The 16135-nt window shown below is 51.6% G+C and carries 13 protein-coding genes; 3 read left to right on the forward strand and 10 right to left on the reverse strand.

What is annotated here, in order from left to right; all coding sequences use genetic code 11:
• Positions 1–6 precede the first annotated feature (6 nt).
• The 8 genes from A3844_RS10885 to A3844_RS10915 all read right to left on the reverse strand — a co-directional run bounded on the left by A3844_RS10885 (position 7) and on the right by A3844_RS10915 (position 12055).
• Positions 7–843 (reverse strand): carbohydrate ABC transporter permease, encoded by an 837-nt coding sequence (locus tag A3844_RS10885; RefSeq protein WP_074107404.1) that lies wholly within the window; start codon positions 841–843, stop codon positions 7–9.
• Positions 844–856: 13 nt separating this feature from the next.
• Positions 857–1759 (reverse strand): carbohydrate ABC transporter permease, encoded by a 903-nt coding sequence (locus A3844_RS10890; protein WP_074100261.1) that lies wholly within the window; start codon positions 1757–1759, stop codon positions 857–859.
• 109 nt (positions 1760–1868) lie between these two features.
• Entirely contained in the window at positions 1869–3254 is a 1386-nt protein-coding gene (locus tag A3844_RS10895; protein ID WP_074107405.1) for an ABC transporter substrate-binding protein, read from the reverse strand.
• Between the two features lie 160 nt (positions 3255–3414).
• Positions 3415–5073 carry a response regulator gene (locus tag A3844_RS10900; protein ID WP_074107406.1) on the reverse strand — a complete coding sequence of 553 codons (1659 nt, stop codon included), beginning with the start codon at positions 5071–5073 and terminating at the stop codon, positions 3415–3417.
• Complete coding sequence (locus A3844_RS10905) at positions 5060–6889, reverse strand: cache domain-containing sensor histidine kinase (RefSeq protein ID WP_074100263.1); 1830 nt, start codon at positions 6887–6889, stop codon at positions 5060–5062. Before A3844_RS10905 ends, A3844_RS10900 begins: the two co-directional genes overlap by 14 nt.
• A gap of 455 nt (positions 6890–7344) precedes the next feature.
• Positions 7345–7467: a hypothetical protein gene (locus A3844_RS33730; RefSeq protein WP_256701440.1), complete on the reverse strand. Its 123-nt coding sequence runs from the start codon at positions 7465–7467 to the stop codon at positions 7345–7347.
• Positions 7468–7825: 358 nt separating this feature from the next.
• Positions 7826–9226 carry a helix-turn-helix domain-containing protein gene (locus A3844_RS10910; protein WP_178382276.1) on the reverse strand — a complete coding sequence of 467 codons (1401 nt, stop codon included), beginning with the start codon at positions 9224–9226 and terminating at the stop codon, positions 7826–7828.
• Between the two features lie 150 nt (positions 9227–9376).
• Positions 9377–12055: a YhgE/Pip domain-containing protein gene (locus tag A3844_RS10915; RefSeq protein ID WP_074107407.1), complete on the reverse strand. Its 2679-nt coding sequence runs from the start codon at positions 12053–12055 to the stop codon at positions 9377–9379.
• Between the two features lie 244 nt (positions 12056–12299).
• Here A3844_RS10915 and A3844_RS10920 point away from each other — a divergent pair, with 244 nt between their 5' ends.
• The 3 genes from A3844_RS10920 to A3844_RS10930 all read left to right on the forward strand — a co-directional run bounded on the left by A3844_RS10920 (position 12300) and on the right by A3844_RS10930 (position 14485).
• Positions 12300–12827, forward strand: coding sequence for a hypothetical protein (locus tag A3844_RS10920; RefSeq protein ID WP_074085937.1), 528 nt, complete (start codon positions 12300–12302; stop codon positions 12825–12827).
• Between the two features lie 370 nt (positions 12828–13197).
• Positions 13198–14052: an AraC family transcriptional regulator gene (locus tag A3844_RS10925; RefSeq protein ID WP_074107408.1), complete on the forward strand. Its 855-nt coding sequence runs from the start codon at positions 13198–13200 to the stop codon at positions 14050–14052.
• Positions 14053–14275: 223 nt separating this feature from the next.
• The gene (locus A3844_RS10930; protein WP_244169749.1) at positions 14276–14485 is read left to right on the forward strand and encodes an alpha/beta hydrolase; all 210 of its coding nucleotides are present in this window, start codon (positions 14276–14278) and stop codon (positions 14483–14485) included.
• Between the two features lie 83 nt (positions 14486–14568).
• Here A3844_RS10930 and A3844_RS10935 read toward each other — a convergent pair whose 3' ends face one another.
• Both A3844_RS10935 and A3844_RS10940 read right to left on the reverse strand, forming a co-directional pair.
• Positions 14569–15453 (reverse strand): DUF1349 domain-containing protein, encoded by an 885-nt coding sequence (locus tag A3844_RS10935; protein WP_074107409.1) that lies wholly within the window; start codon positions 15451–15453, stop codon positions 14569–14571.
• A gap of 185 nt (positions 15454–15638) precedes the next feature.
• Entirely contained in the window at positions 15639–16106 is a 468-nt protein-coding gene (locus A3844_RS10940) for a GyrI-like domain-containing protein (protein WP_074085941.1), read from the reverse strand.
• Positions 16107–16135: the final 29 nt, after the last annotated feature.

The raw sequence follows: 16135 nt of genomic DNA on the forward strand, positions 1-16135 counted from the left end.
CTCAGCCTACCCCTTCAGGGAACCAGCCGTCATCTGCATAAAAGATTTATTGGCAAAGACATACGCTACGAGAATCGGCATAATCGACAGGCAGGCACCAGCCATCATGTAATGAGTCTGCGAGGCGGCGGAAATGCCATACTTCAGATTCGCCAGGCCCACAGTGAGTGTCTGCAGCTCCGGCTTCGTCATGGTGAACACGAGCGGCAGCAGATATTCATTCCACGCGCCGCGGAAGGTAAAGAGTGCGCCTACCCCCAGTCCAGGACCGAGCAGAGGAAGAATAATAGTCCAAAAAGTGCGGCCGAGTGAGCTTCCGTCAATCCGTGCAGCTTCATCCAGTTCACGCGGAATGCCTTTCATGAAGCTGAGCAGGATAAAAAAGATCGAAGCATGCGCGGAGATCAAAATCAGAATGACCCCCCACAGCGAGCTGTGCAGGTGCAGCCTGACCATCAGGTCGAACTGCGGACGCAGCACCACCGCCCCTACGGCGACAAACATTGTGAATGACTGCATGCCGATATAGATTTTTTTGCCGAAAAAATCCATCCGGTCTACTACATAGGCAGCCATAGAGGCTACCAACAGTGTACCGGCGACCGTGGAGAGCGACACGATTAGACTGTTGACCGTATACGTCGAGAAGTGGGCTTTGTCCCAGGCATCCGCGTAGTTGGAAAAATGCCATTTGCTTGGCAGGAAGGTTGCGCCTGTAGTCAGCTCAACGTTTGTTTTGAACGAGCCGAGAATGGTAATCACCACAGGAATCAAGGTTACAAAGGCGAGTGCCAGCAAAAAGATCCATAAAACCGTCTTTCCCGTTATCTCTTTTGTTCTCATCTCACATCTCTCCTCAATCAATCCGATTCATTCGTCTGGAGGCATAGAAGTAAATCACGGAAATCATCCCCACAATAAGCGCAGAAACAAATGCGACCGCACTTCCATATCCAAACTCCTGCACCTGGGTTGAGGCTGAGCTGCCCCCGACCGGAAAGAACAGCTTATACAGGTAAAGGAACATGACTTCCGTTTTGCCCGCAGGGCCGCCTTCGGTAAGCACCATTATGCTCTCATAGCCCTTCAGCGCATTGATGATCGCCAGCATAATGACCATCTGCAGCACGGGTCCCAGCATCGGCAGGGTGATGAAGCGGAACTGCTGTATTTTATTAGCTCCATCCAAGGAAGAGCTCTCGTAAACATCCTCGGGAATATTCTGAAGTCCGGCCAGGAACAGCAGCATATAGTTGCCGACCGCACCCCACACCGCCACCAGAATGACCGTAAGCATGGCATGTTTCGGACCCAGCCAGTCAATGCCGGAGGATGAAATGTTAAATTTGATCAGGAACTGGTTCAGAATTCCGTTGTACGAATTAAAGATCGTAAAAAAGACTACAGCCATAACGGCCGTACTGATTACTGTTGGCATGAAAAAAACGGCCCGCAGCAGCTGTCTCCCTCTGATTTTACGGTTCAGAATCGCCGCCAGGAGCAGGGACAGCGGGATCGAGAGCAGCAGCTTGCCTCCCGCATAGACAAAGGTATTAACGACAGAATCCCAAAACTCTGCATCACGCAGAATCCGGCTAAAATTATCGAGGCCGATGAACCGGGCAGTTCCATAGCCCTTGTAATTGTAGAACATATAGCGGAATGCCCAGGCAATCGGGTAAATTCCCAGCACAAGCGTGAGCAGTGCGCTTGGCAGCAGAAAGCTGTAGGCAAAGGTGGCATTCTTGGTTTTGTTCATGGGTTCCTCCAGGCTCCTTTCCTGTCTTGCTGTCAAAAGATAAGGATGGGGGAAGAAATCCCCCTCCTTAAATGGTCTCTGTGAAATGCTCGGATAAGCTTCTCTTAACTTATTTTGCGAACTTCCCTGCAAGCGCTGCCGGATTAAAGCCTGGGTCCGGTTCGGCTTTCAGGCCGTCATTCTTCATCGCATCATCCAGCGCAGCGTTGTAGCGTTTGTTCAGATCGGCAATCGTAGCATCCAGATCCCCGCCGTTCAGCATGTATTTGAAGAAGGCGTCGTCCGATTTCATGCCTTCCGGTGCCACTGCCGGATACACCGGCCATACCCCGTCATACTGATTCGGCAGGAACCCCTCGATACCTTTGACTTCAGGGATTTTGGCGGAGGCGCTGATGGAAGGGACCATTGAGATGCCATAACCATTCTCCTGATAGGCTGTCAGCATTTGATCACTGTACATATACTCCATGAACTTCCAGGCAGCATCCTTATGCTTGGACTTGGCACTCAGAGCCAGCCATTGTCCGCCGAGGAAGCCCGAAGCGCCCTTTGCGTTGCCGTCAATCGTAGGCGCAGGTGCCGCAGCCCAGTCGATTTTGGCCGGGAACTGTGTGCTGTAGACCCCTGGTTCCGAGGAAAAACTCAGGTACATCCCGATCTTGCCCTCGGCAAACTGTGCCCGCAGTGGATCGATATCCAGCGATTCCACACCTGGAAGCATGCTGCCGTCATCTTTGATCTGCTTGAAAGCCTCGATAATCGGCTTGAAGCCGCTGAAGTCATAACGCGCCGTTTTGAAGTCATAGCCAAAGCCGCCGAAGCCGCTCATTTCAGCAATAACCCGCGCTGAGCGTCCAAGTGCACTGGCCGGACTTTTGAAGTTCTGCGCAAAGCCGTAGGCACCGTCTGCTTTTCCCGCTGCGGTCAGCTTTTTGGCAGTGTCCACCAGCTCCTGCAAGGTTGTCGGCGGCTTGGTAATTCCTGCTTTGGCGAACAGGTCCTTGTTGTAGACCAGACGCATCGTCGTACCGTAATTCGGAAGGCTGTAGCGTTTGCCGTCAAAGGTGTTCAGATTAACCATCTCCGGAAACTTAGCCTTCATGTCATCGGACAGATACTCGTCGATTGGAGCGAGATATTCTTTTTTATAAAAAGTGCCGATGGTGTTTTCTTTCACCCGGATCACATCCGGAGAGTCGGCAGTCTGGAAGGACAGATCCAGCGCTGTATCGAAATCATCGCCCTTGACGACCAATTCCACCTCAATGCCATCGGTATTCGTTGCATTGAAATCGGCTACCTTTTCCTTTACGAATTCGGCGTCATGGCGGTCACCTGTCCAGTAGCTGATTTTGGTCTTTTCGCCTGATGCCGATCCCGCTCCAGAGTTTGATGGCTCCTTGGAATTCTCAGCAGTATTGGAGTTGCCGCATGCGGCCAGACCGAATGCCAGCACCGCGCTCAGCGAAGTCAGAAGCAGTTGTTTCTTCATTTCTGTTAGCCCCCTTATATGTTCAAAGCTGTGTTTGCCTTACACCTTGATTATAGGGCAGGCCATTCATCTGCATAATGCGGGTAAACCCACATTAAGGGCAGATATCTGCTGAACTAATGCCAAACGGGGATGAACACCCGCAGCATCAGCGGATTGTTCATCCCCGTGGATTCGTAAGTTGTGAAAAGTCTGCCCTGCCGAGATAAGATATCTTGAACTCCGACGGTGTCATGCCGGTGTGTTTCTTGAATACCTCGCTGAAGTAGCGGCGGTGCTCATAGCCAAGCTCCATGGCGATTTCCTGCACCTGCAGCCCTTCAATCAGCATTGTCTTCGCCTTCTCCATCTTCTCGTGCATGACGAACTGCTGAAAGGAGATGCCCGCCACCTTCTTGAACAAGTTCGAGAAATAGCCCTGGCTGAGGCTGATTTGCTTCGCCACCTGCTCCAGGGTCAGGCTGGTGTGCAGGTTGGCACAAATGTAGGCCTTAGCCTGACGGATAATCCGTGTGGATTCGATGGAGCGCTCTTCCTCAATCCAGCGGCAGCCCTCGGCGCACAGTCCCTCCAGAAGGGAGCGTATCTCCTGCAACGAAGGATGCGGGCGGTTCTTCAGACGGTTCACTTCCTGCTCCAGCGGCTGGACCTTCTCATAAGGGAATAGCTCCAGCATGACCCGGCAGATTTTGAATGACAGCTCGTAGCCGATGTTCTCCACATACTGCGGCGCGGGCAGCGGGTCGAGCTGAAGCAGCTCATCGAATATACGTACGAGCACCAGCTGGCTTTTCTCACGGTTGCCTGAGCGGAGAGCGAAAAGAAATTCCTGTTCGGCGGCAACAGAATAGTGGCTCGCAGCCCGCTGCTTATGGACGATACTTGCGTAGTTGTATACAGCGTTGCCGCCAGTATAGAAATGATAAGCCAGGGCACCAAGCGCCTGCGCATAGGAATCGGCCAGCTCATGGATCGCAGATACGCCCAGTCCCATTCCAATCGAAACCGTGCAGCGGGAATAGCGGCTGACATTGGCACAGCAAGCCTCGGTGATCTGCTCCGCCATATGGGGGTCGTCCCCGTTGATGATTCCGACATAACGGTTCGTCGCCTCACGGAAGAGAATTCCTTGCGTCCAGGCCAAGATCGTCTCTTCCAATATATTTTGCAGGCTGAAGCGGATCAGTTCGATCTCCTGCACAGGCTGGCGGCAGTACTTTTCGGCAAACTGATCGATCTCGACGATAAACACTGTGAAATTTTCCTGCGCCAGCGGAATGCCAAGATACTCCCATCGCGCTTTCGCACCCGGCTCAGTCTCCCTATGCTGCATTAGGAGAGTCAGATACTCTTGGCGCAGAATCGGCAGACTTTCTTTGATCCGGGCTTGCATAGCCTTTAGGTTCTCCTGCTCTCTGCGATCCTCCAGACACAGTTCCTTTGCCTTCAGCACCACATTCACGATCTCCTCCAGTGAAAAGGGCTTTTTGACAAAATCCATGGCCCCAAGACGAATTGCCTGCTGGGCATAGGAGAATTCCGAGTACGCGCTGAGAATAATGATTTTGCAGTGCGGGGCAAACTCCAGAATCGCCCGGGTCATCTCCAACCCGTCCATTCGCGGCATGCGGATGTCGGTAAGCACAATATCGGGTTTCAGCTCACGGATCTTCTGCAATCCTTCTTCCCCGTCGAGCGCCGTACCGGCTACCTCGATGCCGTACTCCTGCCACTGAGGCTTGCGGGCAATCATGTCTACTACGCTTTTTATATCGTCGATCACGCAAATTTTGACCGGCCTTACTTCAGGATATTCCATAACTTCCTCCCTCTTCCTTCTGCAGACTGAGCGGTATCCATAGATCGGTTCGCGAGCCTACGCCTGCCTGGCCGGACAGCTCCATCCGCGCCTCATCGCCGTAATAGAGCTGCAGCCGGTGCCTGATATTGACCAGGGCATATCCTTTTTTGGAAAGCTCCCGCTCAGTCATCCCCAGCTCCACTTTGGCGGTATCCATGCCTTTGCCATTGTCCTCCACCACAATATGGAGCATGGCCTGCTCCAGCGAAATCCTCACATGTATCCAGCCGCCGCTCCTCCGGTCCGAGAACCCGTGCTGGATGCTGTTCTCCACAATCGGCTGCAGCAGTATTTTGGGAATCGGGACCGACAAAAGCTCCTCCTCTTCCGTTTCAGCACGGTACACGAACAGATTCTCATAGCATTTTTGCTGGATGGCGCAGTACTGCTGCACATGCGAAAGCTCGTCCTCGAGCGTAATCAGATCCTTGCCGCCGCCAAGCCCCAGCTGGAACATTTGCGATAATGCGAGGATCATCTCGTTGACATCTTCATTTTCACCCATCACGGACTTACAGTAGATCGTATTGAGCGTATTGTATAGAAAATGGGGCTCCATCTGTGCGGTCAGCGCCCGGATCTCCGCATGGCGTTTGCCTTTTTCCTTCTGCCGCACATCTTCGATCAGGGTTTTGATCTCCGTCATCATCCGGTTAAACTGAAAGCCAACCTGGGCGATTTCATCGTTGTATTTGCTCTCAAAAGAAACGCTGAGCTGGTTCTCCTCCACTCTGCGCATCAGCCGGCTCAGCTTGAACAAGGGACGGAGAAGTGCCGCCGTCAGTTTGTTTGAGAAAAACCAGGTCGTCAAAAGAAACACCAGAATCACATACAGAACCGTCCGCTGCACGCCTTTGAGCTGTCCGAGGAGCTGATCCTTGGACTGCATCCCGGCCAGAATCCATTCCGGCGCAACCGCCGACTGCTTATAGTTGACCAGATAATCCTCACCGTCAAAAGGATAAAAGAAATTGCCCTCGCTGTCCGCTGTTCTGTCCTGCAGAAATTCCGGCTCTTTCGGCGGCCCCCCCTGGGCAGTCCAGCCCGTCTGCACTACCGTCTCCCCTTCCTTGTTCAGAAGCAAATACTTTCGGTCCTTACCGGCAGTGCCCTGACCAAGCAGTGAAGCAATCCGGTTCTCTCTGAGATTGACCACAATGAACACGTTGGTGATCGGCGTTTGCTCATAAATTCCCCGTACTACAAAGGACACCACACGCTGGCTCCCGGTGAACAGCCGGTCGTAGTGCCCTTTGGCCCAGTATCCGCCCGGGCTTTTTTTGCTATTATCGTACAGCTCCGAGCCGTAAAATGAATTATCCTGTGCACGGACCTGGGTGGTGGAATAAAAATCCCCGATCGGTGTAGCTATGAGAACGTTCTCAATCATTGGCTCATTGAAGGTTGCCTGCGAGAGGACGTACTGCATTTCCGATAAATGAACATAATATTTCGTCACATCATGGGCCTGCACATCAATCATCATCTGCCTGTAGGCATCACTGAGCATCAGTGATTGGACCGACATCGCCACATCATTCAGCCGATAGTCCAGCAGCTGCAGTGTCTTATCCACGGTCTCTTTACTGGTCTCAAACGCATTGTTCTGAATTTCCTTTCCGGCTATCCGGTAGGTTAGAACTCCCATCGCGCTAATGGATAGCGCTATCAATACGAGAAATGAGAGAAGTACCCGCTGCTTGATGGACACCTGATAATAACGTTCACTCGACTTGCTCCAGATTAGACTGCCCCACTTTCGAAAGAACCTCATGGATGCCCGCTCTCCTTCCTACCGCAAAAATTCCGCCAGTTCTCCGGCAACCAGCTTTCATCCCCTGTACCATACGACCGATTTCGGGTTGATGTCAACAAGTTCACCTTGATTTCCTACCCCAGCAATGGTCTCGATCATTTCCTTCTAGAATTCCAGAGCAGCCGGTAAATCTGGCCCGCCCGGCCATTCCTTCTTCAGCTCCCCTTCTGCTGAATGAAATCAAATAGAGCATCCCTCCATATCAGAGAGATGCTCAGTGTAGTTAATTAATTGTGCCCACTATAAAATTCAGCCCATACCGCTGCCCCGCTCCTGTTGCAAATGGGGCCAGGCCATCCCCAAGGGTACCCTTTGTGTATTCATTATGTTAGAAAATGAAGGCGTAACCACCTGATTAGCCGTTCAAAATGCCGCTATCTGCAACAACGCTCAGCCATTCTTTGGCAATCAGGTCATGACCGGAATGTGTCGGATGGACGCCGTCCCACAGCCAGTAAGCCGCATGCATTGCCGTCGGTAATCGAATCGCCTTGAAACAGAAAAACCTTGTTTTTTCCAGTAGCTGAACTAGTCATCCATACTCATCCTTTGATTTAAATAGTGGTTGTGGATACTGCCCCGGGAGCGCCCGTTTGGTTCCCATCATAGCAGAAAAATGCTCAAAAACACTAGATGGAAGGGAATGCTCCTCTGCACGTACAGCGACCTATAGAACACGCTTTCTGGATATACAAATAATAAAACCTCTCTTAGGAAAGAGAGGCTTGGGGGCTTCTGAAGATGATTCGGTCGAAAGCTGCAGGAAGAACTTCATTTCACAAAAGGCCTTACAGGTATTACTCGGCACCTACCCCATGTGTCAAAGGTTCAATGAATGAATGCGTTGAAGCGGATTGCATAACTAATGCCGGAGCGTCAACAGCAAAAAAAATGCTACCTACTGCCAGCAGCAGAGCCACTTTTCTTATCATTAATCTTTTGCACCTCGCCAATTAGAATTTTGTATCTTTCCTGATCCTCGCCGGAACTGAGATGTCTGTATTGCTCAAATAATACTACGCACTGAACAATATGGCTGTCACTATTCATTCTAACAGAAGTTTCCAGACATTGGAATAAGTAAGCGATACCATTCTTGATTTTCTGGGCATTTAAGCAATACACCGCCAATTCGTACAGCAGTACCGTATATTTGTCTTCGGTCACCTGAGCATTCAGTTTCCCCATTCGGGTCTTCAGGTTTTTGAGGCCCAGATGAGGCTCGAAGCGTTCAATGATTTCATCCACGTTGAAGTCCAGGCGGTTGGCCGCCTGCATGATTTTGGTCAGGCCCGGGACCATTTCGTTCTCTCTGCCGTTAATGAATTCAACATAATCCGCAAGCACCTTGGTCTCTCCTGTCATCAGACGATACAGGTATGTATTGGCTTCAGCCCATTCTTTAAACTGCTCCATAATCTGCCGGGCCTCCTCCGTCGTCTCCTGAACCCAGCTGAAATCGGAATATAGCGAGACATAATGAAGAGCCTGGATATAATCCCCGCGTTCATCACAAACTGCCGCGCGGAGCAGATGGGCGTAGAGGATATAGAAACAAAGGGGCCTCGCAGGTTCTTTTTGGACCGTACGGCGGCTGACCTTGTGATACTTATTCTGATATTGGATAGACGCCTTGTGCCCCATCTCCTCTGCCAGAGCCTCCACTCTGTTCCAGCGGTGCAAGGACGCATAAATATTGGCCAAATCCTTCAGCGCATTCAGCTGGTCCACCTCGTCGAGCCGCTCGACAAAGTATTCAAAATGCATCGCTGTCCGCAGATTGGCATCCTGATCTTTCCCCAGGGCTATGGTAAACAACCGGTACTGGCAGAGGGCCAGCCGCTCCGAATGTTGATATTTCTCACTCTCTGCCACACCTTCATATAACATCGCTGCCGCTTGCCGCTTGCCCTGGACAAAGAATTCCTCCGCTGTTTCAAACAGTGCCTGGGCATAGGAGATATTATCCATAAGGGTCTGGACAACCTGCCGAATGCATTCAAGTTTGTCCAGCTCCGCACAGCGCTGCAGAAAAGGGCCCAGCCGCCGCCAGTCCGGGGTGGAGTGAACAACACATTCATCTATGTATAATTCATAAAATTCACCTTCGGGAAGCCCCATCCCCGCTGTTATCCGGTCCAGCTGCTTCATGGCAATGGGGCGGTTCCCATTGATAATACTGCTGAGCGTACCGGAGTTCACCCCTGATACCCCAGCGAATTGATTAATGGTGATACCTTCTTTTTTCAAATAAGCTTCCAGTTCTGATTGTATTGTTGTCGTTTTTGATTCCAAACAAACACCTTCCTAAGAACCCATATATTTGAACTATAATCCAGATATTCCTATATATTAGGTTTTATACCGGGATAGGTCAATGTGCATTGGCACGCTAAATATGGGTTGACAGATCTGATCGCAGCCGTTCCACTGCCTGGCCCCAGGTCAGGAGATCAGCCTGGACTCCTCCGCCTGCTCTGCGGCACGCCGGATGAACCGCTCGAGGGGCTTCTGCAGGGTAAGGGCCAGCAATAGAGCAAGCAAGCCGAAAAGAACCAAATACAGAGCATCACGAACAGCAACCTCCGGGAGTATGCCGCCAACCGCCTCTCTGAGCAGGCTGATGGCATATGTAAACGGCATATACGGGTTCAGGATTTGAAAGAAGCGGCCGGTAATGCTGACCGGGAAGGTTCCTCCCGAACTGGAGAACTGGAGCACCATAAATACAATGGCTATGCCTTTGCCCAGGCTGCCAAAGATGTAGACCAGCGTGAACACAATCGTCACAAATACAATACTGATCAGGACGGCAAACAGCACAAACCACAGCTTGTCGGCAACATAGCATTTCAGCAGATATATATTGCCAAGTACGGCTACCAGAGCCTGTAGAATTCCTACGGTCAGAAAAGTCAGCAGCCGGCCAAAATACAACTGGTACCTGCGGTATGCGACCCCTCCAGTATCGACACCAGTCCGCAACAGGGAAATGAGCAGGGTTCCTCCAACCCACAAGGCAAGCACCACATAGAAAGGGGTCATGGCCGAACCGTAATTGGGAATCGGGTATAATGCCCTTTCCTTCAGCACCACGGGATTTGCGAGAAAATCGCTGGTTCCCTTGATATTTCCGCCCAGCAGTTCAGCGATTTCCTCCAGATTGACCTCCTTCTTGATCTTGCGGACCGTATCAGCAGCGCGGCGGACGGCCTGCTCCAGGACAGGCAGATCATTCCGCACCAGTTCTGCAGCCCGGTCCACCCCCTGATCTGCACGGGGAAGTCCGGCGGTAATCCGTTCGGACACACGGCGGAACTTGTCCTCTACCCCCGGCAGGTCCTTGCGGGCAAATTCAGCCGCCGTATGAATTTTTTCTCCGGCAGCGGGCAGCCCGTTCTGAATGCGCGGCAGCACATGCGTGACGAAATCGCTGAACGCTGCCAGCCGGCCGTTCATTCCGGCTGCCGCCGCACGAACCTCATCACCTATCACATGCAGAGGTTCCCGCAGTGCGGCCAGGCCGGTCTGCCCGTACTGGATGGCGGTTCCCGCTTCATCCAGCACCGTGTCCAGCGCCGCCAGCCGTGCGGGCGCCTCCTGCAAGGCTGTGGCGGCGTGCCCCGCCGCCAGAGTGAGCTGCTGCAGCGTGCCCTGCAGCGCATGCTGCCCCTCCGCGCCGTAGCGCGTGAGAATCCCCCCCAGCGCCTCAGCGCTGCGGGCGGAATTCTCACCGAGCTGCGCCAGCGCGGCGGGGTCCAGCTTGCCGCCGCCCCGCAATGCGGCGGCAAGGTGTGCCGCCTGCGCAGCGCCGGCGGCAAAAGAAGCCCGCGCCCCGGCCAGGGCGCGGAGCTCGCTGCCCGGCACAGCGCCGGGCGCGAGGGTGTTCACGGCGGCGAAGAGAGCCGCCGTGTGCTGCAGCGCGCCGCTTCCAGCGGTCAGCCGGTCTGCGGCCAGCTGCAGTTGGTCCGCCGCCGCTGCGCCCGGCAGCGGGGGGCCTTCAGCGAGCTGGCCTGCCAGCAGCGCGGCGCTGTCTGCACTCTGCTGCAGCAGATAGAGATTCTGCTGCAGCACCTGCGCAACAGCGGCAAAAGCCGCGCTGTTCTGCGTAAGGAACTGCTGCAGCTCCTGCCCGAAGGCGGGCCCTCCTGCAGCAATCCGGTCGGTCTGCGGCAGGCCCTTGGCGGCCGCAGCGACAACGGCTGCAGCCTCATCCAGCCGGTCTGCGGCAAGGCCCAGCACCTGTCTGGCCTGAATGAAATCAGCGTCCAGACCGGACAAGAGCTGTGCCGCGTGCGTTAGGTCCGGGAGCCTGCCCTGCAGCTCCTGCAGCCTGCCCGCGGCATCGCTGATCTGCCCCCAATGCTCATCCAGCAGCTCTGCTGCCCTGCCGGCCTCTTCTACTTCCGGCAGCTTGTCCGTAACGCTAGCCATCCGTCCGGCGGCACCGGCGATCTGCGGCCAGTCCTCCTGCAGCTTCAATACCAGCTTCCCTGCCTTTTCAATTTCCGGCAGGCTCGCTTCCAGCTTGAAGAGCCCCTGCTCCACCTTACGGATGACAGGCAGCTCAGCCTGAAATTCACGGTCAATGGCACTTAGGGCAGTAAGCACTGTACGGCTAAGGGTTTCGGTGAAGCGCCCGCTAATCTGAGCGGTAATAGCGGAAGCACCTTTGGCAGTAATTTTTGGAGCAATGGCATTCATTTTTTCATTTACTGTATAGTCTACTTCCGGTTTTACCAGTTCACCTTCGAGGACCCCTGCCATCCGCTGTGAGAACTCTTCCGGTATAACAATGCTGGCATAATAATCTCCGCGCTGCACCCCTTGCACTGCTGCTTCTGCATCAGTGAACGTCCAGCCCAGCGACTTGTTGCCATGCAGGCTCTCCAGCACCTCATCCCCAATGTTGAAACCTGTACCGTTCACAGTGGCCCCTTTATCCAGACTGGCCACCGCGACTTGGATGCCGGATGTATTGCTGTACGGGTCCCACACTGCCGCCACATTTACCCAATCGTAGACCGAGGGCAGCACCGCAAGTGCGGCAACCAGCATTAGGGCTACCGGAGCTTTGAGCAGGCCCATCCAATCCCTTTTGTATATTTGCCATATCGCCGCCATATTTGCGCTTCCCCCCATGCCGTAATCTGGATAGCTTAATATGCCCAGGAATGGCTTATTTAAAGTAATAAATTCATTTCTGCTTGTCCTATATTTTTCTGCTTCACAGGTTCAAAACTTTTTGCAACATTTTCACCGGAATTACGTTTATAAAGGTACAAAGCCCGTTTGAGAAAACCAGCGAAGGGTAATGAGTTATATAGATGTACACCGTGTCATATTCATATCAAGGGGGAATTTTTACATGTTCAAAAGAAAATCGGTTGTTCTGTTTCCTGCTCTGGTCCTCCTGTTCCTCTCCCTCGTGACTACGGCTAGTACGGTAGGTACACGCGCAGATGCACAAAGCGGCAATAAAAGTCAGGAATTGACGGTTTATATACATGCGCTGAAGTCCAAAGACGGACATACGATCATGACCGCCGACCCAATCGAATGGTACGAAGGTGCTGAAGCGAACCGTATCTTTGCGGAACGTGAGCCTGAGGCTGCAGCAGAGCTTGGCGGAGTACCGGATGATTACTATATTGTGAATGACAGTGACTCGCTCACTTCCTACCCCATCGCTGATAATGCTACGGTAACGATGCAGATTTACGACCATACAGGGAAACCGGGGGATTTGGATATACAATGGAATGAAGCCATTACGCTTCACAAGTTCATGACGGAATTCGCCAAAAAGGACATCATCGATCTCAGCCAGTCCCCATACCACATTACGGTTCAGGATGGCAAGGTGATCTCGATCGTACAGCAATACACTCCGTAACTTCATAGTCTGCACACCAAACGAGCATCGTCTATATAGACGATGCTCGTTTGGTGTGCAGTAGTATCTGTAAAGTAACACGACCGGATGCTTCGAAGTCTTCCTCATTGCTAACTGCAATTCTGTTCAACCGATATATTATCATTTGTAATGATAACTTTGGAGTAGCCTGATAAAGATTCCGTGTAAGAACAGATCGTCTTTTTTGAAGCTTCTCCTTTCGAATTAGTATATTTCAAGTTTGAACATGTGTAAAAAGGTTAGATGTTTCCTAAACCTTTCAGGTCGTAAGCGCTTTACTTCGGGCCGGGTTTCATTAATAATTGGAGTATTAGCAAGTGTATAAAAGTCTGAAAAAGGGGATATACAGATGACTGCTTTTGAACTGCATGTGGATACACCGGTTGATCTGGAGATCACCGGCAAATTTGTTGCCCCGTCCTCCGATTGGGTTCACCTGAGCAGAGTACTGCAGGATTACGAGCTTATTGTCATGACTGAGGGCGTGTTATATTTGGCGGGTGACAAACAGCAATTTGTAGTCTCCAAGGGTGAATATCTCTTACTTCCCCCGCTTACCAGACAATACGGAACCCGTTCATCCGATTGCTGCTTCTACTGGCTGCATTTTTCGGCCAAGTCCGGGATCACCATCACCGATGTGGCCACCTCCAGCCATAGTGAGCAAGATAACGTCATTCTGTTACCCCAATATGGGACCCTGAAGAGCCTGGAGAAAATTATCGTAATGATGAAGCAACTGCAGGATTCAGTGCGGGGCTACAATCATAAAACGCTGAACAATTACATGGCGACAGTCATTTTATGCGAGCTGTACAACCAGTTGTTCCATGCGGACTCCAATCCGTCCAAAAAAACCAAACAGGAGCAGCTCTACAACGATATCGTGGACTACATAAAATGGAGCCGGAGCGAGCATATCAAGGTGTCGCAAATCGCCGCTTACTTCGGATATAACGATAAGTACCTCTCCCACCTGTTTACCACTATCTCCGGCATCTCGTTGAAGCAGTACATTCTGCAGCAAAAGATGGAGTTGGCCAAATTCCTGCTCGCCGACACTAATCAGAACATCAGCGAAGTCTCCATCCAGCTCGGATACACAGACTGCCATAATTTCATGAAATCCTTCAAGAAGATCGTCGGCCTGACGCCCTCAGATTTCCGCAACGCTTATGCCAAGCGGCTGCTGTTCTATGAGTGACCCTGAACGATTCTACAGACCTAAGAATGTACAATCAATTCCTTCACCCTGAGTATACTCGCAGAAGCCTGTTAACGCATCATTCCGACCAGAGTATGACCTTCCCTGATCCTGTGGTTGGTATGCTGTAAATATAAGCTCCTGCGAGCTTCCCCCCAGAAACCTTGCCCCTACCTATCTTCTAATGATTAGTCAATCTTTTTTAGGTTAGCTTTTTTACTTAATGTCTTTAATTTACCAGGTTGCCAGCCAGCTGAAGCTGCTGTGGCTGTCATGCGGTGCTTCGGATAATCTGCTGTGGGTCAGCCAAAATTTCCATAATAGCTTGAACACTATGAATATCCCGCACACGTGGTATCTGGATGTGGGCGGACATGAAGGGAAAGTTTGGAGCAGCGGGCTGTATCAATTTTCGCAACGGATCTTTAAGTAAATTTGTGATTTATAAAGTTAATGCCTGTACCGGCAAACATGAGGCTATCCGTTGTGGTTGGCCTCATGTTTGCGGATTAGGGCTTAATTGGTGATCTTCACATTGCCAAACACAGCCTTATTCTTCGCGTCATCCCCCGGATTGCTGAGCGCTATACCGATATACACCTGGCGGTTCATCGAGATCTGTACGGTTCCGGCCTTCGTCCAGCGCTTCCCGTCAGACGAAACTGCGCCAGTGAAGGTATTTCCCTTTCGGTTCAGCTTAAGCCAGCTTGGAGCAGAAGCATCTGTTGTCTGGTCAACCGAGCTGCCCGCCGTCTCTTTCCGATACTGGAAGGTTGCCCCATTCTCAGGGGTAATCATCATGTCTGCGTGCTTTGCATCATGCCCCAGCGACTCCCGAATCATAACGCCGGCCTTGGCCCAGCCGTCCATACGTTCAGTTGAACGCATCTGAACAATGATCTCCGCATCACCCTTCACAGGTTGATAGACAAAGTTCATCTGATCCGCTTTCCCCCAAATATCCGTGGATGTGCTGCTCATTGTAAATTGCTTTTTGGAAGAATTGTATACAACATTCCCCGGCATGGAGCCGATATTCCTTGCCTTCCACCCTGTTGGCAGCTGAGCCGGATAGTCATGTTCACCCGGAGGTGTCCAGTCCGGTGTCGGCCATGTTGTACGTTCATCGATTTTGGCCAGCTCGGCTTCAGGCCAGGCCCCATAAGAAAAGAACGACAGACGCTTCACGCCAGGGTAATTCTCGCGGATTCCCTGGTAAATCTCCTGATATTGATCATCAGTCCAGTCATTATCCAGCGTTGCTACAATTTCCACTTGGCTGCTGCTGATCCGGTCGCTCGTATCCTTCAGGATACCGTATGCCGTGCTGTACACCCAGTCGCTGTTGAATTCCCAGTCATCAAAGTACGCCATAGGGGCGACAAAGTCGATAGACGGCATTAATTTTCTTTGCCTACTACATCATTCTGTAACACAAATAAACCCGCAGAAGCCTGTTTACGCATCGTTTCGACCGGAGTGTGACTACCCTCCCCCCTATAGTCGTCATGATGTAAACACAGGCTCCTGCGAGCTTTTCTACAAAAAACTTGCTGATTAGTGAAAGCAATACGTGGACTGTGTTGTCATTTCGCCACAATCGGTACGAATATATCCGATAGATGATAGCCCATTTTCTCTTTGAATACCTTGGGTGTAGTAACATGGGTCATTTCGTAACGTTCAGCTGAATCATTCTCGCTTGTTGATATTTCGAAGCACCCACTTGTCTCAACCCATGCGCGAATGGATGCTTTAGTTTCCTGGATGGCCACTTCCTCTGCATCTTTTGAAGTTGCAACTGCATATAATCCCCCAGGGAAATCGGCAACCTCGTATCCACCTGTATCTTTGTATCCTTCTGGCAGCGCAAAAAACCATTCCAAGTAACCTTTCTTGACGTTATACCACATAAAGTCGCGGGGCGTAATGTAATGCTTGACATCGACAGAAGACCACCATTGGTCAAACGCTTCGAAATCCTCCATAGATGATATGTTTCCCGAATTAACGACCGTTAGAGGTGGGATCTCAATTACACGGATTCGCTCCATATTCACAAAACCTCCGGAAATAGAAGTAC

It is taken from the genome of Paenibacillus helianthi, assembly GCF_001909055.1.
Classification (GTDB): domain Bacteria; phylum Bacillota; class Bacilli; order Paenibacillales; family Paenibacillaceae; genus Paenibacillus_AQ; species Paenibacillus_AQ helianthi.